The organism is Bradyrhizobium genosp. A, from assembly GCF_049949275.1.
Lineage (GTDB): Bacteria > Pseudomonadota > Alphaproteobacteria > Rhizobiales > Xanthobacteraceae > Bradyrhizobium.
The window spans coordinates 2,284,123-2,304,134 of record NZ_CP188196.1 but is presented as its reverse complement, the minus strand read 5'-3'; the positions used below and the strand labels follow the sequence as shown (position 1 = coordinate 2,304,134).

Sequence of the window (20,012 nt, the reverse complement as noted above, 5' to 3'; positions counted from 1 at the left end):
TTCCGGCGTGTGGTAACGCGCAGGGGGCCGGGGGTCAAACCCCGCTGCCCCGGAAGGACCTCGAGGCTTAACTATACTTGTCCAGCCGTCCGTCGCGGAACGCGTAGACGGCGCCCTGCTCGATATAGAGCTCGGCGGCGCTGGCCGGCGTCTCCAGGCCCAGCGAAACCATCAGGGCCCGGCAGGTGCCGCCATGGGCGACCGCGACAGTGTCGGTCCGGAGTTCGTCATACCAAGCGCGCACGCGGACCTGCACATCGGCGTAGGTCTCCCCGCCCGCGGGCCCCACGGTCCATTTGTCGGCGAGGCGCCTGGCATAGATGTCGGGATCTTTCGCCTCGCTCTCGGCCAGCGTCAGCCCTTCCCAGGCGCCGTAGCCGATCTCGCGCAGGCGATCGTCAAGCGCATAATCCGTAACAGGCAATTCGAGCTTGCCGCGCGCCAGTTCCATGGTCTGGCGCGCGCGACCGAGCGGGCTCGACACATAGGAAAGCGCGGCCTTGTCCTTGCCATCGCGCCCGAGGAGGTCAGCCAGGATACCGCCGGCCTGAACCGCCTGGCCGTGCCCGCGCGCATTGAGCGGAATGTCCTTGGTGCCCTGAAGCCGCCCGAGCGCATTCCACTCGGTCTCGCCGTGGCGAAGATAATAGATCGTGGGCACGGGCATTCCGAGTGGTGGTTAGTCCTTGCCGCCGAGCGATACGTCCGGCGCGTCGGGGCGCTTCATGCCGAGCACGTGGTAGCCGGCATCGACGTGATGCACCTCGCCGGTGACGCCGCGCGACAGGTCGGACAGGAAATACAGCGAACTGTCACCGACCTCCTCGATCGTCACGTTGCGACGCAGCGGTGCGTTGACCTCGTTGTATTTCAGGAGGAGGCGTGAATCGGCGATGCCGGCGAACGCCAGGGTCTTGATCGGCCCCGCCGAGATCGCGTTGACGCGGATCGCCTTCTCGCCGAGATCGGCGGCGAGATAACGCACGCTCGCCTCCAGCGCCGCCTTGGCGACGCCCATGACGTTGTAGTTCGGCATCCACTTCTCGGAGCCGTAATAGCTCAGCGTGATGATCGAACCGCCGTCGGTCATCAGCTTCTCGGCGCGCTGTGCGACCGCAGTCAGCGAGTAGCAGGAGATCAGCATCGACTTGGAGAAATTGTCGGCGGTGGTGTCGACGTAGCGGCCCTCGAGCTGATCCTTGTCGGCAAACGCGATCGCGTGCACAACGAAATCGATCTTGCCCCACTTCTCCTTCAGCACGTCGAACACTGCATCGATGGTCGCGGCATCCGTGACGTCGCAATGGCCGAGCGTGAGCGCGCCGAGCTCGGCGGCGAGTGGCTCGACCCGCTTCTTCAGCGCGTCGCCCTGATACGTGAGTGCGATCTCGGCGCCAGCCGCCTGGCATGCCTTGGCGATGCCCCAGGCGATCGAGCGGTTGTTGGCAACGCCGAGGATCACCCCGCGCTTGCCTTGCATCAGTCCCTGCATCAGACCTGAATTCTGCGCCATTTGCTAACGTCCTGTAGCTCCCGGTAAGGTCTGGAGGTACACCAGCCCTCCCCTGCGGTACAGTCCTAATACGCGGCGTTAACGCTGTTTCCGGCGCCGGAATAGCCGTTCCGTTCGGGTGTTATGATCGTTGAGGCGCTCGCGCCAAACGTGAAGGACGTCCAGACGGCATGAGTGCGTTTCGCCAGAGCGTGGAAGCCATGATCCCGGCGTTGCGCCGCTACGCCCGCGCGCTCACGCGCGATGCGGATTCGGCCGACGATCTGGTGCAAGACACGCTGGTGCGTGCGTTGCGTTCGGAGCGATTGTTTCTCGGAGGCGACGTCAGGAGCTGGCTCTACACGATCCTGACCAACCTCAACAAGAACCGGCGGCGGTCGCTGGCAAGGCGGCCGCAATTCATGCAGCTGACGGAGAACAACCCGGATGCCAGTGGGACGGAGGCCGAAGGACGCGACATCGAACGCGCGCTCTCGACGCTGGTCGAGGAGCAACGCTCGGTGCTGCTGCTGGTGATGCTGGAGGGCATGAGCTACCGCGAGGTCGCCGACATCCAGGGCGTGCCGATCGGCACCGTCATGTCCCGCCTGGCGCGCGCCCGCGCACACGTTAAAGCGTCGCTGGAGGGTGAGCGCCCGGCGCTCAGGCGGGTGAAATGATGGCAGGATTGATGCATCGCGCAGGCCGCGTCCGTTGCACGAGATATTTTGGGCCGCAGAGCCAGAGACGATCGATATGAACGACCGCAATATTCCAGTGACCGAAGACGAATTGCACGCCTTTGTCGATGGCGAGCTGCCGCCCGAGCGCCGCGCCGACGTCGAGGCCTGGCTTGCCGCGCACCCCGAGGATGCCGAACGGGTGGAGTCCTGGCGCGCCATGGCCGAGATGCTGCACGCCCGCTACGACAGCGTCGCCCAGGAGCCGGTGCCGGCTCGGCTGGAGCTCGAGCGGCTGGAGCGGCGTCCGCGGCAATGGCTCTACGGCGCTGTTGCGGCCACACTGGTTGCCTTCGTCGCCGGTGGCGCGGTCGGCTGGATCGCGCATGGCGCCGCCAACGCGCCCTCGACCTTCCAGAGCTTTACGACGGACGCGCTCGATGCCCACCGCCTCTATGTCGTCGAGGTCCGCCATCCCGTCGAGGTCGGCGGTAACGAGCGCGACCACCTCCAGGCTTGGCTGACCCGGCGCTGCGGCTGGACCGTGTTCGCCCCCAATCTGGAGGCGAGCGGGCTGAAGCTCGTTGGCGGCCGGCTGCTGCCGGGGCCGAACGGGCCGGCCTCGTTCCTGATGTATGAGGGCGCTTCGGGCGAGCGCTACACGATCTACACCGCCAAGACCGAGAGCGGCGCAACACAAATGCGCTACGCCAAGGAGGACAAGGACGGGGCACTGTTCTGGGCCGACCGTGGCGTCGGCTACGTCGTCAGCGGCGGCGGCGCCGACCGTGATCGACTGACCAAGGTGGCGCAGACGGTCTACGACCAGGCTGAGAAAAACGGCGGCTAAGCAACCACACAACCGTGGTGCCTCGATTCCGTCATCGAAAATTTGGAATCAGGACATGTGTGCGTCTCATTATCGCACCGGGTGCTCACGCGAATATGAGCGGCGTTCGATCCGCCGATCGACGCGGGCGGCCTCGATTGGGGTTTTTGGTACCGCGCTGGTCCCCCTCTCGAGGCCGCACCTTTTTATCGGCCGCCCCGCCGGACATCCGACACGTCGAGCATACGAGCCGAGAAGCGCTACCACGCCTCGGGCATATGACGAGCATCATCTGCTGGAAGACGCCCTAGACCTTTAGGAGAACCCCTTCAGTTCCGATCTCGCCCTAACCAAGCCCGCTACGCGGATTGTAGGGGTGTTGGTCCCGCCACTTCTCCATCAATGCCTCAAGCTCGGCGTCGTTCCCGTCCGGTAGCATAATCCTGATGGTGACGAAGAGATCCCCGGTTCCGCCAGATTTCTGCAAGCCCTTGCCTTTGAGGCGGAAGGTGCGGCCGCTGGAGGTGTTTTTCGGGACCGACAGTTCCACGGCATTGCCGAGCGTGGGCACGCGGACCTTGCCACCGAGCACAGCCTCGTAGAGCGTGACTGGCAGGTCGATCCTGAGGTCAGCACCCTCGATCTTGAAGAACGGGTGCGGAGCGATGCTGATGGTGATCAGGAGATCGCCGGGCGGATGGCCCTGGGCGGTCTCGCCCTGGCCCCGCAACCGGATCTGCTGACCCTCGACGACCCCCGCCGGAATCTTGACGTTGAGTTCCTTGCCATTCGGCAGCCGCACGCGCTTCTCGCCACCCTTGACCGATTCTTCCAGCGAGACGGACATGGCGACGTTGACGTCGAGATCGAGCCCGATCCCGCCGGTGTCGAATTCGAACTGGGCACCGCCGCCGGCCCCAGGGCGCGCACCGCGCACCCCGCCGCCGAACATGCTGTTGAGAATGTCCTCGAACGCGCCCGCGCCCTGACCGGGGCCTGCCCCGCCGCCTCGGAACGTATAGCTCTCGAAGCCGCCGGGACCTGCGCCTGCGCGACCGCGCGGCCCGCCGCCGCCCGGAAAGCCCTGGAAGCGTGGCTTGCCCTCGGCATCGATCTCACCGCGGTCGAACTGCTTGCGCTTGTCCTCGTCGCCGATGATCTCGTTGGCCGAATTGATCTCGGAGAAGCGCTCGGCGGCCTTGGGATCATCCTTGTTGCTGTCGGGATGATGCTTCTTGGCCAGCTTGCGATAGGCGCTCTTGATCGCGGCAGCGCTAGCGCTCCGCGGCACCCCCAAGACCTCATAGGGGTCGCGCATCCGTCACGTCTCCTCTTGGGAAATCCAATCCTGGGAAATCCAAATGTTCAAAGGGCTCCCCGCCCCACCTGAGCCTCATGTGGGGGGCGAGTGGTATTTTTGCAACTAGTCGGCCAGCCTGATTCCTAGCTCCGCCACGGCTTTAGCGTATGAATCTCCCAACGGCCACGGCTGCTTTGGCAGCCGGCGCCCTGGAGCCAGCTTTCGGTCGTCCCGTTGACGTAGCTCGCCAGGAAATCGCGGCACTTGCGGCCATCCTCGGCGGCGTAGGATTGCGCGATCGGCGTCACCGAGCCGCGCGCGCCGGTTTCCGGATTTTCCCAGTGCTGGCTGGCATCCTTGTCGCCCTTGCTCAACACGTCGGAGGCGGCATTGCGGGCGAAGGCGAGATCGGTCTCGGTCGGAGGGGCGTCTTTCGCCGGCCGCGCGATCGAACCGGTGAGGTCGTTGTCGTCAGCCTTGGCATAGGCGTTGGTGTCAGTGCGCGACAGACTGCAGCCGCCGGCGCCAAGCCCGATCAAAATCATCGTCATGGCAAGGCTCGACGGCCGCATCGCCGATAGGCCAACGCGTCCCCATGCCCTATATAGGGCAGTAGCAGACAACAGCGCGCTTTGGGCCGCGGGACGCAATTCGGACTCCAGACATGACCGACACGACCTCGATGAAACACCAGACACCCTTAACATCCGGTGATTTCACCGCCGCCGACGAGCCTTTTGCGCTGTTCGAGGCCTGGCTGAACGAGGCGATCAAGAGTGAGCCGAACGATCCCAACGCCATGGCGCTCGCAACCGTCGATCCCGACGGCCTGCCAGACGTGCGCATGGTGCTGATGAAGGGCTTCGATACCGAAGGTTTCGTGTTCTACAGCCACATCGCCAGCCAGAAGGGCCGCGAACTCGCCGCAAATCCTAAGGCGGCTTTACTGTTTCACTGGAAATCGCTGCGCCGGCAGGTCCGCATCCGCGGCAACGTGACGCCGGTGACCGACGCCGAGGCCGACGCCTATTTCGCGACGCGACCGAAGCAGGCGCAGATCGGCGCCTGGGCAAGCAAGCAGTCGCAAGAGCTCGAGAGCCGCTTCGCCTTCGAGCAGGCGATCGCCAAGGTCGCCGCCAAACATGTCATCGGCGAAGTGCCGCGGCCGCCGGGCTGGAGCGGCTGGCGCATCACGCCGGTCCGCATCGAGTTCTGGCACGACCGCCCATTCCGTCTGCACGACCGCATCGAATTTCGTCGTGACGCGGCCGGCCAGCCGTGGTCCAAGACACGGATGTATCCTTGAGCCTTGTCTCGAATCTTGGGCCGACCTGAAAGATGTCCATGCCGCATTCGTCCAATGCGCCGCGCCGCACGCTGCTCCTGACCGGAGCGAGCCGCGGTATCGGCCACGCCACCGTGATCCGCTTCTCGTCGGCGGGCTGGCGCGTCATCACCTGCTCGCGGCATCCCTTCCCGGAGGATTGTCCGTGGGATGCGGGTCCCGAGGATCACATCCAGGTCGACCTCGGCAATCCCCAGGACACCACGCGCGCGATCTCCGACATCCGCGACCGCCTCGAAGGCGGCATGCTGCACGCGCTGGTCAACAACGCCGCGATCTCGCCGAAAGGTCCCGGCGGCTCTAGGCTCGGCTCGGTCGACACCGATCTCGACACCTGGACGCACGTCTTCCATGTCAACTTCTTCGCGCCGATCATGATCGCGCGCGGCTTGATCGAGGAGCTGAAGGCAGCCAGGGGCTCGGTCGTGAACGTCACCTCGATCGCGGGCTCGCGCGTGCATCCCTTCGCGGGCGCGGCGTACGCAACCTCCAAGGCCGCACTCGCGTCCCTGACGCGCGAGATGGCCTCGGACTTCGGCCGCGTCGGCATCCGCGTCAACGCGATCGCGCCGGGCGAGATCGACACCTCGATCCTGTCGCCAGGCACCGAGAAGATCGTCGAGCAGCAGATTCCGATGCATCGCCTCGGCACGCCGGACGAGGTCGCCAAGATCATCTACGTGCTGTGCACGGACACCAGCTCTTACGTCAACGGCGCCGAGATCCACATCAACGGCGGCCAGCACGTCTAGGTCAGACAGGTGACGCATGGGCCGGTTTGCCAGCACGGCGTCAACCTACGAGCATTTGCGGCCGCCCTACCCGGGCGAGTTCTTTCGCAGCGTCGCCCAAAAGCTCGGCCTCTCCGAACGATGCGCCTTGATCGATCTGGGCACCGGCCCCGGGCTGCTCGCGCTCGGCTTCGCGCCCTATGTCGGCCGCATCGTCGGCGTCGACCCTGAACCCGCAATGCTCCAGGCCGCGCGACAGGCGGCGGCGCGCGCGGGGCATGAGCTCACGCTGATCGCAGGCAAGGCCGAGGCGCTCGCCTCCGAGATCGGCACGTTCGACATCGTCACGATCGGCCGCGCGCTGCACTGGATGGATCGCGACGCGACGCTCGCGCAGCTCGATGGGCTGGTCGCGCGCGAGGGCGCGATCCTGATCTGCGCCTCGTTCTCGGTCACCGACGGCCGCAACCCATGGCTTGATGGCTACAACGAGATCCGCCGCCGCTGGTCACCCGCGAAGCTCTGGGAGGAAGCCGGCAAAGGCACGCGCACCCATCGCGACTTGCCGGCGTTCTTCCGCGGCAGCGCCTTTGCGCCCGCCGAGCTCGTCACGGTCGAAACCAGCCACACGGTCAGTATGCAGGACCTGGCGCAACGCACCCTCACCTACTCGTCATCCTCACCGGACGCGTTGGGCGACAATTTCGAGGCGATGTTGCGCGACGTCGAGCGCCATCTGGCGTCGTTCAGCCGCGACGGCTTGATCGCCGAGACCTTCGTCTCGACGGCGCAGATCGTGAAGCGCTAGATGATTTGCCGCGAAAGGCGGGAAGCCAGGCGATCCAGACAACGCCGCCGCAAGACTGGATCGCCCGCCCTTCCTTCCACTCCTCAATCGACGCGAATCCGACGCGACCGTCGCAATTTCAAAGCTGCAGCCTTTGGAGCGGCAGCGTCGAATGCAGTCGAGCAGTCGTCATCGTTCTCGCCGTCGAGCAGTGGAGCACCACAGTGCCGGCACATGCGCGCCGACAACGACGGCGCCTTGCCGCTCGCCACGATCTGACGATAGCTGGTCAGGTCGATGACGTTACGGGGCGTCGTTATGTGTTTTTCAACCATGGCTGTTCCTCGCGGCTAACCCACTGCTTATCGCAGACAAGTTTCGCGCAAACGTTCAGCCCACTGCTCAAATTTTACCGGAGGAATTGGGGCACAGCACACGCATCACCGGGTAGCCGCAATGACGCTCTATTCTGCGACACCATCAGCCCTGTCTCTGCGACCGGCGTAAGGTCTCGGTAGCTATTAGAGCCACTTCTTCCACTTGAAGATCCAGTACGGGACGATCGCCGCCATCACCATCAACACCAGCGCATAGGGGTAACCGTGCGTCCATTCGAGCTCCGGCATCGCCTTGAAGTTCATGCCGTAGATAGAGGCGATCAGCGTCGGCGGCATCAGGACAACGGCCATGACCGAAAACAGCTTGATGATGTTGTTCTGCTCGAGATTGACGACGCCGAGCATGGCGTCGAGCACGAAGGTGATCTTGCTGGAGAGATAGGAGGCGTGGTCGGTCAGCGAGGCGACGTCGCGCTGCATGGTCTTGAGCTGCTCGCGCATGTCCTTCGACCATTTCACGCCCTCCACCACCGCGGACAGGAACGTGACGACGCGGCCAATCGAGACAAGGCTCTCGCGAACCTTGGAGGTCAAATCACCCTTGCGGCCGATCGAGATCAGGATCTGCGAATATTGCTTGGCGTGGCCGTGACGCTCGCTCTCGGGCTCGAAGATGTCGTGCGAAACCTGGTCGATCTCCATGCCGCAGCGTTCCAGAATGTCGGCGCAGCGGTCGATCACGGCGTCCAGCAGTTCCATCAGCACCATCTCGCCGGTGATGGCCGGGGCGCAGGAGCGGGCGAGCTTGGCCTCGACCAGGGCGAACGGCTTGGGTTGGTCGTAGCGCACCGTGACCAGGCGGTGGTCGCCGAGGATGAAGGTCACCGCCGTGGTCCGGGGCATGTCGGTGTCGGATTGGCACATCAGCGTCGCGGTCATGTAGCGCGCGCTGTTCTCAATATAGAGCCGGCTGGAGATCTCGATCTCCTGCATGTCCTCCCGGGTCGGGATCGCGATCCCCGACAGCCGCTCCACCGCCTTGTCCTCGGCCGCAGTCGGGTTGAACAGGTCGACCCACACCGCGTGCTCCGGCACCGCCGCGAGATCGTCAACAATGGCCTTCTTCAGGGAGGAGTCGGTGGGAACGAACACAGAAAACATGAACAACTCCAGCGGACGGCCTGCGACAGAATGACAGGCCCTTAGCGCGATTCTGACAAGTTCATGATGACAAGCACATTAACGGAGCGTTTGTATTTGTGGCAGAGCCGTGGCTCAACTGTGGCACGGAATCGACAGGCCGGCATTCCCCGCCCAAAAACCGGCCCAAAGCCGCAAAACTTGCGGCAAAAAAGCCACAGGTTGGGTCTCGCAGCGCGGGAAAAGTCCCTAAACGCTGGAATTGTGGCAGATTTCAACGATAATGAAATCAACGGAGTCGAAGGCCTTGGGTGTTACGCTCAAGACCTGCGCGGTATTGTTCTGATTGGAACCAAACCATGTCGTCGCTGAAAGTTATGTTGGGAATTTTGGCTGCCGGCTTCATGCTGTCGGGCTGCATGCAGGCCACGCATTTCGAAGCCACCAACACCCAGAATTTCAAGCCGAAGGACAAGGAACTCCTTGCCAAGATCCGGTACGAGAATACGCCGGTGGCAGAGCCGTTCCGTCGCGCTATCGTCGACTATCACCGCAAGGAGTCGCCAGGCACGATCGTGGTCGATTCCGACAACCACTACCTCTATTACGTGATGGATGGCGGCAAGGCGATCCGCTACGGCATCACCGTTGGCGAAGAGGCCATGGCCTGGTCCGGCATCGCCAAGGTCGGCAGCATGACCGAATGGCCCGCCTGGCACCCGACCCCTGGCGAGATCTCGCGCCTCGGCGTTCCGACCTATGTCGCCCCCGGCCCGGACAATCCGATGGGCTCGCGCGCGATGTATCTGTATTCGGGCGGCAAGGACACGCTGTTCCGCATTCACGGCACCAACCAGCCTGAATATATCGGCGCTTCGATTTCGTCGGGCTGTATCCGCCTGACCAACGAGGACGCAATCGACCTCTACAGCCGCGTCAAGGTCGGCACCATCGTCGTGGTGCTCGAGCCGAAGCACGGCGACTCGCCCTACAATTCGCGCCTCGCGCTCCAAGGCGGCGGTAACAGTTACAGTTCTTACTAAACGGGCCAAATCTTACAGAGCAAGCCTTGCCTGAGGCTTTTGAAAAGCGCCGGTCTCACCGGCGCTTTTTTGTTGCCGGCTTGCTCTTGCCGGAACTCGCTGCCGGCTTGTCCGGCAGCGCGGCAGGTTTCGCGCTGTCCTGATCGTCAGCCCCATCCTTGGCTCCGTCCTTGGCGCCCTCCGACTTCGCCGCGACCTCGCGGGGCGGTGCCTCCTCTGGACGCTCGGCCGGCAGCAGCGGAGCGACCTGGGGCAAGGGGTCCCAGACGTTCCACTGGCAGATCCGGTAGTCGTTGCGCCGCTGCGCCAGATCAAGGTGGATGTGGTCCTCGTGGTACCAGTCCGAGCCCGGACCGAGCACCGTGGAAAAGCGCGAACAGACCGAATGCAGCACACGCTCGCGCACGTCGCGCGACAGCGTGCGGTCGGTCAGGCCGATTGACTGCCCGTTGGCAAGCGTGAGCGAGCGCACGTCGAGCGCGTTGGCCTTGCCGTGCTCGGACAGCATCGCGCCGACGAGGCGGTTGCGGCCGCGGCACTCAAAACTGTCGAAATTGTCGAGGTCGGTGATGGTCGAGCCGAGGCTCGCGGCCAGCGGTACCATGTCGGTGCGCACCCAATCCGCGATCGCTGAGGCCATCGTGCAGCGGAGGATTGCCGCCGGCTTGACCGCGACCTTGCGCTTGTCCGGCAGCACGATCGCTTCCAGCCGCACCAGATCCTCGCCGCCGCAGGCGCCGGGGCCATGGATATCGGGAATGGACGGCGCGACCGCGATCTCCTCGGTCAGCGCGAGACGGCAGGCCGAGGGCTGCTTCTCGGGCGGCGGCGCGGCCTCGGCCGGTTTGATGGGTTTATCCGGGGCAGCCTTGCCGTCGACCTCCGGCGCAGCCTCGTCCGTTGCTTTGGGGGCCTCCTCGGGGCGAGGCTTTGGTAGCGGTATCTTGGCGGAATGAGCGCTCCCGCGCTGCCGTGGTGTACCAAGCCCAAAGATATCGAGCGGCGCAGCATAGTTTCGCGCCTCCGCCCGATCCGCGAGCACAAGCGCTAGCCCGAGCGCAGCGGTAACCATTGCCGCGCGGGCGGACATATTGCCGCGACAAGACCATTTGCGGCGAAAGTCCGGCAGGCTAAAACTCATGACAATTCTTTGGCCCTGTGCTGAGAGCGATAACTCGCCCAGCGACTTCTCGGAGGAACGTCTGAATGCTCGGTTTGATGCAAGATTGGCCCCTGCTCTGCCACCGGATCATCGAACACGCCGCCAAGATTCATGGCAAGCAGGAGGTCGTGACGCGATCGGTCGAGGGACCGATCCATCGCACCACCTACGCCGAAATCCACAAGCGCGCGCTCAAGGTCTCGCAAATGCTGGAGCGCGACGGCATCAAGCTCGGCGACCGCGTCGCCACGATCGCCTGGAACACCTGGCGCCATCTCGAGGTCTGGTACGGCATCATGGGCATCGGCGCCATCTGCCATACCGTCAATCCCCGGCTTTTCCCGGAGCAGATCGCCTGGATCATCAACCATGCGCAAGACCGCATCGTGATGGTCGACCTCACCTTCGTCCCCGTGCTGGAAAAGCTCGCCGACAAGCTGCCGAGCGTCGAACGGTACGTCATCCTCACGGACAGGGCGCATATGCCCGAGACCAATTTGAAGAACGTCGTGGCCTACGAGGACTGGATCGCCGAGGCCGACGGCAAATTCAAGTGGAAGGACTTTGACGAGAACACGGCGGCCGCGATGTGCTACACGTCAGGCACGACCGGCGACCCGAAGGGCGTGCTGTATTCGCATCGCTCCAACGTGCTGCACGCGCTGATGGCCAACAATGTCGACGCGCTCGGCACCAGTGCCTCGGAGACGATGCTGCCGGTGGTTCCGCTGTTCCATGCCAACAGCTGGGGCATCGCCTTCTCCGCGCCCTCGCAAGGTACCAAGCTGGTGATGCCCGGGGCGAAGCTCGACGGCGCCTCGGTCTACGAACTGCTCTCCACCGAGAAGGTGACGCACACCGCCGGCGTGCCGACGGTGTGGCTGATGCTGCTCCAGCACATGACCGCCAATAATCTGAAGCTGCCGGACCTGAAGATGGTGATCTGCGGCGGCTCGGCGATGCCGCGCTCGATGATCAAGGCCTTCCTCGACATGGGCTCAAACGTCCGTCACGCCTGGGGCATGACCGAAATGAGCCCGATCGGCAGTGTCTCGGCGCTGAAGCCACCGTTCCAGAACGCGACCGGTGATGCGCGGCTCGACGTGCTGCAGATGCAGGGCTATGCGCCCTTTGCGGTCGAGATGAAGATCACCGACGATGCCGGCAAGGAACTGGCCTGGGACGGCAAGACCTTTGGCCGCCTCAAAGTCTCCGGCCCCGCGGTGGCCAAGGCCTACTTCCATCTCGATGCCAACATCCTCGATGAGGAAGGCTTCTTCGACACCGGCGACGTCGCGACCATCGACGAGGACGGCTATATGCACATCACCGACCGCTCGAAGGACGTGATCAAGTCCGGCGGCGAGTGGATCTCCTCGATCGACCTCGAAAACCTCGCGGTCGGCCATCCGGCCGTGGCGGAGGCCGCCGTGATCGGCGTCTTCCACCCCAAATGGGACGAGCGGCCGCTGCTGATCGTGCAGCTCAAGGCGGGCCAGCAGGCCACGCGCGACGACATCCTGAAATACATGGACGGCAAGATCGCCAAATGGTGGATGCCCGACGATGTCGCCTTCGTCGACGGCATCCCGCATACCGCGACCGGCAAGATCCTGAAGACCGCGCTGCGCGACCAGTTCAAGGAGTATCGCTTCCCGAACGCGCCAGCGTAACTGCCTCGCAAATCGCTCGGGGGCGATGCCAGCCGCATCGCCCCCGGAATGATCGGCAGTAACAACCCGGACCTTGAATTTGCCCCCGGGCCGTGTTCTCAACGGCGCATCGTCGCGCCAAATCGGCCGGCACCGCCCCAACATCCCCCCGGCAGAGCTCACCCGATGGCCCGCAGGTTTTCCGCTCCCTATCAATCGGAGCCCGTGTCCAGCCTCGCGACCTGGGCGCGCAATCTGGCCGTGTTTGCGGTGGTGGCGGTAGTGGTGTCGATCATCATCGTCCGCTTCGACTTCCTGGAGATGAAGCCTGCGCTGGCCACCTTCTTCGGCGGGCTCGCGATCGCCGCGCTTTCGATTCTGTTCGGCCTCGCCGGCTTTGCCGCGATCTGGCAGAACGGCTCGCGCGGCATGGCGCGTATCCTGCTCGCCTTCCTGATCGATGGGGCGATCCTCGCCTATCCCGCTTATCAAGCCTTGCTATATCGCAAGCTGCCGGCGATCCACGACATCACCACCGACCCGATCGACCCGCCGCGCTTCGACGCGCTGTCGCGCCTGCGCACCGGCGACGGCACCAACACCGCCGTCTATGCCGGTCTGTATTCGGCCGAGCAGCAGCGCCAGTTCTATCCCGACATTGAGCCGATCGAGCTCGAGATCCCCGTCGACCGCGCCTATGCGATCGCGCGCCAACTCGTCATCAAGCGCAAATGGACCGTCATCGACGAACGCGAGCCGCAGCCGCCGCGCCGCATGGGCCGCATCGAGGCGGTGGCGCGCACGCCGATCATGGGCTTTCGCGAGGACATCTCGATCAGGGTCGTGCCTGACGGCGACGATTCCCGCGTCGATATCCGTTCCGCCTCGCGCTATTTCGAGAGCGATCTCGGCAGCAACGCCGCACGCGTGACTAAATTCATCGACGATCTCAACACCGCAGCCGACGCCGACGCGCTGAAGCCGGTGAAGAAGACCCCGGTCGCGCCGCCGAAGGCGCCGGCGAAGACGGTGAAGAAATAGCACTCTGGCATTCCGGGGCGCACGTCAGCGCGAGCCCGGAATCCATCGAGCCACAGAGTTGGTGGATGAATGGATTCCGGGTTCGCCGCTTCGCGGCGCCCCGGAATGACGAGCTACGCCATCCGATACGTCCCGCCGATCACGGGATCGCCGTCCGTCGCGACAACGCCGCGCGTGACGAGGTCCTCCAGATGCGCCAGCACGGAATAGCCGGCGGCCGTCGTCAGCCGCGGATCGATGCCGATATAGATGGCGCGCACCATGGTCGGGATATCCGCCTCGCCTTTGGCGAGACGGTGCAGGATCGAGGCCTCGCGCGCCTTGCGGTGGCGGATCAGGAAACGCACGAAGCGCTGACCCTCCGGGATCTCCGGACCATGGCCGGAGAAATACAGATCCTCCTCGCGCGCAGCGAGCCGGTCGAGCGACTCCATGTAGTCGATCATCGAGCCGTCGGGCGGCGCCACGATCGAGGTCGACCAGCCCATGACGTGATCGCCGACGAAGTTGAACTTTCGCTCGGGCCAGGCAAAGGCAAGATGGTTGGCGGTGTGGCCGGGCGTGGCCACGGCCTCGAGCCGCCAGCCGGTGCCTTCGACGACGTCCCCATGGGCAATCCGCACGTCGGGCGCAAAGTCGCGGTCGGCGCCTGATTCCGGATTGTGCTTCTCGCTCTCGAAGCGCGGGCGCGAGGCGCGGTGCGGGCCCTCGGCATAAACCGGGGCGCCGGTCGCCTGCTTGATGCGCGGGGTATTGGGCGAGTGGTCGCGGTGGGTGTGAGTGACGAAGATATGGCTCACCGTCTCGCCGCGCACGGCGTCGAGAAGTGCTGCCGCATGAGCCTCATCGTCGGGACCGGGATCGATGATCGCGACGCTGCCGGTGCCCACGATGTAGCTGACGGTACCGGTGAAGGTGAACGGGCTCGGATTGTTACAGAGCACCCGCCGCACGCCTGGGCGGATTTCCTCGACGACACCAGCTTTCAGCGGAAAGTTGCGGTTGAAGGGGACGTCGTCGTTGTCGGACATGGCTTCTTCTTTGTTCTTTGACATCATTCCGGGACGGCCCGTCAGGGCCAGACCCGGAATCTCGATGGAACAGGAATCATGCGGCCCGAGATTCCGGATTCGCGCTTCGCGCGCCCCGGAATGACGGATGACCCAATCAGAAAAACGCCTGAATGCCGGTGATCGCGCGGCCCAGGATCAGAGCGTGGACGTCGTGGGTGCCCTCGTAGGTGTTGACCGTCTCGAGGTTATGGACGTGGCGCATGACGTGGTATTCGGCCGAGATGCCGTTGCCGCCGTGCATGTCGCGGGCGACGCGGGCGATGTCGAGCGCCTTGCCGCAATTGTTGCGCTTCATGATCGAGATCATCTCGGGCGCGAACTTGCCCTCGTCCATCAGGCGGCCGACGCGCAACGAGCCCTGCAGGCCGAGCGCAATCTCGGTCTCCATGTCGGCGAGCTTCTTCTGCACGAGTTGGGTCGCGGCGAGCGGCTTGCCGAACTGCTTGCGGTCGAGCGTGTACTGGCGGGCACGATGCATGCAGTCCTCGGCGGCGCCGAGCGCGCCCCAGGAAATGCCGTAACGAGCACGGTTGAGGCAGCCGAACGGGCCCTTAAGGCCGGAGACGTTGGGCAACAGTGCGTCTTCCGGAACCACGACGCCGTCCATCACGACCTCGCCGGTGATCGAGGCACGAAGCGAGAGCTTGCCGCCGATCTTCGGCGCGGAGAGGCCCTTCATGCCCTTCTCCAGCACGAAGCCGCGGATCTGGTTGTCGTGCTCGGCCGACTTCGCCCAGACCACAAACACGTCTGCGATCGGCGCGTTCGAGATCCACATCTTGCTGCCGGTCAGGCGATAGCCGTCGGAGACCTTCTCGGCGCGGGTCTTCATGCCGGCCGGGTCGGAGCCGGCGTCGGGCTCGGTCAGGCCGAAGCAGCCGACCCACTCGCCGCTGGCGAGCTTCGGCAGATACTTCTTGCGCTGGTTCTCGTCGCCATAGGCGTAGATCGGGTACATCACCAGGGAGGACTGCACCGAGTTCATCGAACGATAGCCGGAATCGACCCGCTCGATCTCGCGCGCGACCAGGCCATAAGCCACGTAGCTCGCGTTGGCGCAGCCATATTCCTCCGGCAGCGTGATGCCGATCAGGCCGAGCTCGCCCATCTCGTTGAAGATCTCGCGGTCGGTCTTCTCTTCCAGATAGGCCTTGGTGACGCGCGGCAGCAGCTTGTCCTGGGCGTAGGCGCGCGCCGTGTCGCGCACCATGCGCTCGTCTTCGGTCAGTTGCTCATCGAGCAGGAACGGATCGTCCCACTGGAAGGAAGCCGCAGCCGGCTTGTCCTTGGTCTGAGGGCGCACGCTCATGAAACGTCCTTTCGGTCTGGTTCCGTCTAAAAATTGCCCGACAAATTAATGCGCCGCGGCAACAAGTGCAATTGCGTTGCAGACGTACCGATCTGCGTGAATCCCGGGGATGCGCATCGCGCGTCCTGGGGGATGCGCTTCGCGCACCCCGGAATGACAGCGCTAGCTTTCGAGCTGCTCGTTGGCGACGATCTCGATGCCGAAGCCCGAGAGGCCCTTGTAGTCGTGCACTGACGAGGTGAGGTGGCGGATCGAGGTGACGCCGAGATCGCGCAAGATTTGCGCTCCGACGCCGACTTCGCGCCACTGGCGGTTGCGATCGGCTTCCGTCGCGCTCTCATCAGGCAGCGGGGCGACGGGGACGCCGGCGGCGCCATCACGCAGATAGACCAGCACGCCGCGACCGGACTTCTTGAAGTGCTCGAGCACGGCCGCCATGCGCTTGTGGCCGGTAAAGGTGTCCTTGACGATGTTCGGCTTGTGGAAGCGCGTCAGCACGTTCTTGCCGTCGCCGACGCCATTGTAGACGAAGGCGACATGGGCGATGGAATCGAACGGCGAGCGGTAGGCATAGCCCTGGAGCGGCCCGATCGGGCTTTCGGTGGTGAAGGTCGAGACCCGCTCGATCAGCTTTTCGCGCGCCTGGCGATAGGCGATCATGTCGGCGATGGTGACGTGCTTCAACTTGTGCTTGGCGGCGAACTGGGCGACCTGCTCGCCCTTCATCACGCTGCCGTCGTCGTTCATCAATTCGCTGATGACGCCGACCGGCGGCAGGCCCGAGAGCTTGCAGAGATCGACCGCGGCCTCGGTGTGGCCGGAGCGCAGGAGCACGCCGCCGTCCTTGGCGATCAGCGGGAAGATGTGGCCCGGACGGGCGAAGTCGTTGGCGCCGGCATTGGGATTGGACAGCGCACGGCAGCAGGAGGCGCGCTCCTCGGCCGAGATGCCGGTGCCGCCGTCGGGCTTGTAGTCGATCGAGACCGTGAAGGCCGTGGTGTGGGCGGAATCGTTGTGGGCGACCATCGGATCGAGCCGCAGCCGCCGCGCGTCGTCGGCGGTAACAGGCGCGCAGACGATGCCGGAGGTGTGGCGGATGATGAAGGCCATCTTTTCCGCCGTGCAGAACGAGGCGGCGACGATCAAATCGCCCTCGCCCTCGCGATCCTCGTCGTCGGTCACGACAACGAGCTCGCCCCGGGCAAAGGCCTGCAAAACTTCCTGAACGGTATCGGGCATTTCCCAATCTCTATTGGTTATGGGCCGGAGGCTTAACGGACGCCTTAGCCGGACGCCTTAGCTGGACTTGGGCCCAAGCGCTAGTGTCCTGGATGCAACCGCATATGCCCGGAGACGCCCTTTCGGAAAGGCTTTCCGGCTTGCACCGATGATATCAGCGATATAGGCGCCGATCTCTCAGGCGGAAGGCAGCTCGAGACCGATCATGCATCTGGCCGCGCTCGGAGAGGACGTTGGTTGAGTCCTGCGACCTGACCGCGGTCCCGCGACGAATGGACCTATGCAGACGCCGGCGATAAGGTAAGGCCAGGATCCGCGGTTGCGGGGTGGGCGACCAGGTCCCAACATCCCGCCAAACAGAATACAGAGGGTGATCTCGCGAATGAGTCCATACGTGCCAGATTGGTCCCTTTTGTCGCCCCGTGAAGACCGGTTGCGATGCGGCAAGCGAGCAGCTCATCACGTACGGAGCGTGCTCTGGCTGATGGTCCTGCTAGGTCCGCTCGAGTCGGCTCTGCCGGCGGTCGCGCAGCCCAAAGTGAACCTTGAACAGACCTTCGCCGATTCGCTCACGACGTTGCCGAAGGAGGAACTCGCCGTCTCCGGCGGCTTCTACGTGCCTGCCTACTCCAGCGTGGCGATGAGCCAGGGCAAGCTGCGGGTCGATTTTTCGGTGACGCTGAGCGTCCACAATGCCTCGGAGACGCAAGCACTGGTAGTCCGGCGCATCGCCTATTTCGACACCGCAGGCAAGCAGGTCGAGAGCTATCTGAAGGCACCGGTCGCCGTGAAGCCGCTCGCCACAATCTCGATCTTCATTCCGACCGACGATGTGCGCGGCGGGACCGGGGCGAATTTCATCGTCGACTGGGCCGCCACCGGCGAGATCGCCGAGCCGGTGGTCGAGGCCTTGATGGTTGGCGGCGTCGCCAATGCGCATTACGCTTTCATCAGCCAGGGACGTCCGACCAAGACTGTCAGCAAGAAATAACGCAGGTCGAAGCGGCCGGGATCGAGGACGTCGATCAGCCGCTGCTTTGAGCGAGCGCTGTCGCGACCGCAGATCGAAAAGGCGAAAACAACCCCATGCACAGTAGCCCGTGCCAGCAAAATCAATGGCTTGTTGATATGCGCGACACGGATACGGATTTTACGAATTTTGTTTGACGCGTCGGGCAAAACACTGGCATCATGACATCATCGAAATCGCGGTGCCCCGTCGGTACCAAGCTGGCCGCTCAATAAAACAACGAGGAACGCTCCCATGACGTCCAGCTTCGATTTCGCACCCCTGTTTCCCGCAGGGCTGCCGGCCCCCTCTGCACGCTGGACGGGCCTCGCCAAATACAGCTTTGTCGGCGGCAACAATGATTCCGAGCAGGTGCCGGTCGACGAGCTGATCGAGGCCGCCACTCAGGCCCTGCGACGCGAGGGCCGCTCGCTCGCGACCTACGGGCTGGCGCATGGCCCCCAGGGTTACGTGCCGCTGCGAGAATTCCTGGTGACAAAACTGAAGCGCGATGGCGGCATCAGCTGCACGGCCGACGATCTCATGATCGTGTCCGGCTCGTTGCAGGCGCTCGACCTCGTCAACAACACGCTGCTGACGCGCGGCGACACCGTGATCGTCGAGCAGGAAACCTACCAGGGAGCGCTGCAACGACTGACGCGGCTCGGCATCAACACCATCGGCATTCCGCTCGACGACGACGGCATGCGCATGAACGTGCTGGCCTCGACGCTGGCCGACCTGAAGAGCCGCGGCATCCGGCCCAAATACATCTACACCATTCCGACCGTGCAGAATCCGACCGGCAGCATCATGCCGGAGACACGCCGCGTGGAGTTGCTGCGGCTTTCGGCCGAATATGGCGTACCTGTCTTCGAGGACGATTGCTATGCTGACCTGGTCTGGTCGGGACAACGGCCGCCCGCGATCCACGCGTTGAGCAAAAATGGCGGCGTGATCCATATCGGCTCGTTCTCTAAGTCGATCGCACCGGCGCTGCGCGTCGGCTTCATCGTGGCGCCCTGGGATATGATGTCGCGGATGCTGGCGCTGAAGACGGATGCGGGCTCCGGCGCACTGGAGCAGATGGTGCTCGCCACCTATTGCAAGCCGCATTTCGCGAGCCATGTGCCGACGCTGACCAAGACGCTGCGCACCAAGCTCGACACGCTGATGGAGGCCCTCAACGAGCAGTTCGGGACCGCGGCCGAATTCGAGGAGCCCAAGGGCGGCATCTTCCTGTGGGTGAAGCTGCCCGACCAGGTCGATACACTGAAGCTCTATCAGGCTGCGCTCGCCGCCGGTGTCTCGATCAATCCCGGACCGGATTGGTCGACCAACAAGGGCCACTCAGGCTCGCGCCTGCGGCTGTGCTTTGCGAGCCCTTCGCATCAGCAGATCCGTGAAGGCGTCGCCGTGCTAGCCGAGGTCTGCCGCAAGGAGTTCGGCGTGCCCTCTCGCAGCGCCAATGTGGAGAAGCGCGCCTGACGGCTTATTGTTTAAGCATGATCTTTTCGGAAAACCGCTTCGCACTTTTTCGGATCATGCTTGAGCAGCCTGGGGCCGGCTGCCGTGGATCGCGGAGGCCAGACGCAGCAACAGGACGATCGAGACGTTGCCCTTGCCGGCCTCGATCTGGGCGATGTAGCGCTCTGAAATCCCGGAGCGGCGAGCGAGCTCCCGGCGCGACAGTTCGCAACGCATGCGCGAGGACCGCAGTCGCTCGCCAAGCTCGGCCAGAAACGCGGTCTCGGAATAAGGCGGCACGGCGCAGCTCCCCGGCAGCACCTCGCCCGCGAAATCCATCACTTGATTCAGCATCGCTCTCACCACGTTCGCCTT

21 protein-coding genes are annotated in these 20,012 nt (G+C 64.1%); 10 read left to right on the top strand and 11 right to left on the bottom strand.

Annotated elements, in window-relative coordinates; translation table 11 throughout:
* Positions 1 to 67: 67 nt before the first annotated feature.
* Both ACP2YP_RS10800 and fabI read right to left on the bottom strand, forming a co-directional pair.
* Positions 68 to 667 (bottom strand): histidine phosphatase family protein, encoded by a 600-nt coding sequence (locus ACP2YP_RS10800; RefSeq protein ID WP_426424104.1) that lies wholly within the window; start codon positions 665 to 667, stop codon positions 68 to 70.
* 12 nt (positions 668 to 679) lie between these two features.
* Complete coding sequence (gene fabI, locus ACP2YP_RS10795; protein WP_426424103.1) at positions 680 to 1,513, bottom strand: enoyl-ACP reductase FabI; 834 nt, start codon at positions 1,511 to 1,513, stop codon at positions 680 to 682.
* 170 nt (positions 1,514 to 1,683) lie between these two features.
* Here fabI and ACP2YP_RS10790 point away from each other — a divergent pair, with 170 nt between their 5' ends.
* Positions 1,684 to 2,172 (top strand): sigma-70 family RNA polymerase sigma factor, encoded by a 489-nt coding sequence (locus ACP2YP_RS10790; protein ID WP_426424102.1) that lies wholly within the window; start codon positions 1,684 to 1,686, stop codon positions 2,170 to 2,172.
* A gap of 76 nt (positions 2,173 to 2,248) precedes the next feature.
* Positions 2,249 to 3,022, top strand: a complete 774-nt coding sequence (locus ACP2YP_RS10785) for an anti-sigma factor family protein (RefSeq protein WP_426424101.1) — start codon at positions 2,249 to 2,251, stop codon at positions 3,020 to 3,022.
* 325 nt (positions 3,023 to 3,347) lie between these two features.
* Here ACP2YP_RS10785 and ACP2YP_RS10780 read toward each other — a convergent pair whose 3' ends face one another.
* Both ACP2YP_RS10780 and ACP2YP_RS10775 read right to left on the bottom strand, forming a co-directional pair.
* A complete protein-coding gene (locus ACP2YP_RS10780) occupies positions 3,348 to 4,319 on the bottom strand; it encodes a DnaJ C-terminal domain-containing protein (RefSeq protein ID WP_426424100.1) in 972 nt (323 codons plus the stop codon).
* A gap of 125 nt (positions 4,320 to 4,444) precedes the next feature.
* Positions 4,445 to 4,852 carry an RT0821/Lpp0805 family surface protein gene (locus ACP2YP_RS10775; protein WP_309144843.1) on the bottom strand — a complete coding sequence of 136 codons (408 nt, stop codon included), beginning with the start codon at positions 4,850 to 4,852 and terminating at the stop codon, positions 4,445 to 4,447.
* Between the two features lie 113 nt (positions 4,853 to 4,965).
* On the opposite strand from ACP2YP_RS10775, the gene pdxH reads away from it, so the two are divergent.
* The 3 genes from pdxH to ACP2YP_RS10760 are packed head-to-tail and all read left to right on the top strand — an operon-like array spanning position 4,966 to position 7,185.
* Positions 4,966 to 5,607, top strand: a complete 642-nt coding sequence (pdxH, locus tag ACP2YP_RS10770) for a pyridoxamine 5'-phosphate oxidase (protein ID WP_426424099.1) — start codon at positions 4,966 to 4,968, stop codon at positions 5,605 to 5,607.
* 38 nt (positions 5,608 to 5,645) lie between these two features.
* Complete coding sequence (locus ACP2YP_RS10765; RefSeq protein WP_426424098.1) at positions 5,646 to 6,398, top strand: SDR family NAD(P)-dependent oxidoreductase; 753 nt, start codon at positions 5,646 to 5,648, stop codon at positions 6,396 to 6,398.
* Between the two features lie 16 nt (positions 6,399 to 6,414).
* Positions 6,415 to 7,185 carry a class I SAM-dependent methyltransferase gene (locus tag ACP2YP_RS10760; RefSeq protein WP_426424097.1) on the top strand — a complete coding sequence of 257 codons (771 nt, stop codon included), beginning with the start codon at positions 6,415 to 6,417 and terminating at the stop codon, positions 7,183 to 7,185.
* A gap of 83 nt (positions 7,186 to 7,268) precedes the next feature.
* On the opposite strand, the gene ACP2YP_RS10755 is transcribed toward ACP2YP_RS10760, so the two are convergent.
* Together ACP2YP_RS10755 and ACP2YP_RS10750 are read right to left on the bottom strand one after the other, a co-directional pair.
* Positions 7,269 to 7,499 carry a hypothetical protein gene (locus tag ACP2YP_RS10755; RefSeq protein ID WP_426424096.1) on the bottom strand — a complete coding sequence of 77 codons (231 nt, stop codon included), beginning with the start codon at positions 7,497 to 7,499 and terminating at the stop codon, positions 7,269 to 7,271.
* 186 nt (positions 7,500 to 7,685) lie between these two features.
* Entirely contained in the window at positions 7,686 to 8,663 is a 978-nt protein-coding gene (locus ACP2YP_RS10750) for a magnesium transporter CorA family protein (RefSeq protein WP_426424095.1), read from the bottom strand.
* 338 nt (positions 8,664 to 9,001) lie between these two features.
* Here ACP2YP_RS10750 and ACP2YP_RS10745 point away from each other — a divergent pair, with 338 nt between their 5' ends.
* Entirely contained in the window at positions 9,002 to 9,685 is a 684-nt protein-coding gene (locus tag ACP2YP_RS10745; RefSeq protein WP_426424094.1) for a L,D-transpeptidase, read from the top strand.
* 55 nt (positions 9,686 to 9,740) lie between these two features.
* Here ACP2YP_RS10745 and ACP2YP_RS10740 read toward each other — a convergent pair whose 3' ends face one another.
* Positions 9,741 to 10,826, bottom strand: a complete 1,086-nt coding sequence (locus tag ACP2YP_RS10740; RefSeq protein ID WP_426424093.1) for an extensin family protein — start codon at positions 10,824 to 10,826, stop codon at positions 9,741 to 9,743.
* 65 nt (positions 10,827 to 10,891) lie between these two features.
* Between ACP2YP_RS10740 and ACP2YP_RS10735 the strand changes: the two genes are divergently transcribed.
* Positions 10,892 to 12,520 (top strand): fatty-acid--CoA ligase, encoded by a 1,629-nt coding sequence (locus ACP2YP_RS10735; RefSeq protein ID WP_426424092.1) that lies wholly within the window; start codon positions 10,892 to 10,894, stop codon positions 12,518 to 12,520.
* Positions 12,521 to 12,685: 165 nt separating this feature from the next.
* On the top strand, positions 12,686 to 13,540 hold the full coding sequence (locus tag ACP2YP_RS10730) for a DUF1499 domain-containing protein (protein ID WP_426424091.1): 855 nt from the start codon (positions 12,686 to 12,688) through the stop codon (positions 13,538 to 13,540).
* Positions 13,541 to 13,653: 113 nt separating this feature from the next.
* On the opposite strand, the gene ACP2YP_RS10725 is transcribed toward ACP2YP_RS10730, so the two are convergent.
* The 3 genes from ACP2YP_RS10725 to ribB form a co-directional block, all read right to left on the bottom strand.
* The gene (locus tag ACP2YP_RS10725; protein ID WP_426424090.1) at positions 13,654 to 14,571 is read right to left on the bottom strand and encodes an MBL fold metallo-hydrolase; all 918 of its coding nucleotides are present in this window, start codon (positions 14,569 to 14,571) and stop codon (positions 13,654 to 13,656) included.
* 136 nt (positions 14,572 to 14,707) lie between these two features.
* Entirely contained in the window at positions 14,708 to 15,922 is a 1,215-nt protein-coding gene (locus tag ACP2YP_RS10720; RefSeq protein WP_028148218.1) for an acyl-CoA dehydrogenase, read from the bottom strand.
* A 162-nt stretch (positions 15,923 to 16,084) separates the two neighbouring features.
* Positions 16,085 to 17,161: a 3,4-dihydroxy-2-butanone-4-phosphate synthase gene (gene ribB / locus ACP2YP_RS10715; protein WP_426424089.1), complete on the bottom strand. Its 1,077-nt coding sequence runs from the start codon at positions 17,159 to 17,161 to the stop codon at positions 16,085 to 16,087.
* 484 nt (positions 17,162 to 17,645) lie between these two features.
* Here ribB and ACP2YP_RS10710 point away from each other — a divergent pair, with 484 nt between their 5' ends.
* Both ACP2YP_RS10710 and ACP2YP_RS10705 read left to right on the top strand, forming a co-directional pair.
* Positions 17,646 to 18,152 carry a DUF3124 domain-containing protein gene (locus ACP2YP_RS10710; protein ID WP_426424088.1) on the top strand — a complete coding sequence of 169 codons (507 nt, stop codon included), beginning with the start codon at positions 17,646 to 17,648 and terminating at the stop codon, positions 18,150 to 18,152.
* A 273-nt stretch (positions 18,153 to 18,425) separates the two neighbouring features.
* Positions 18,426 to 19,658, top strand: a complete 1,233-nt coding sequence (locus tag ACP2YP_RS10705) for a PLP-dependent aminotransferase family protein (RefSeq protein WP_426424087.1) — start codon at positions 18,426 to 18,428, stop codon at positions 19,656 to 19,658.
* A gap of 54 nt (positions 19,659 to 19,712) precedes the next feature.
* Here the strand turns inward: ACP2YP_RS10705 and ACP2YP_RS10700 are convergent, their stop codons facing one another.
* On the bottom strand, positions 19,713 to 19,991 hold the full coding sequence (locus ACP2YP_RS10700) for a helix-turn-helix domain-containing protein (protein WP_426424086.1): 279 nt from the start codon (positions 19,989 to 19,991) through the stop codon (positions 19,713 to 19,715).
* Positions 19,992 to 20,012: the final 21 nt, after the last annotated feature.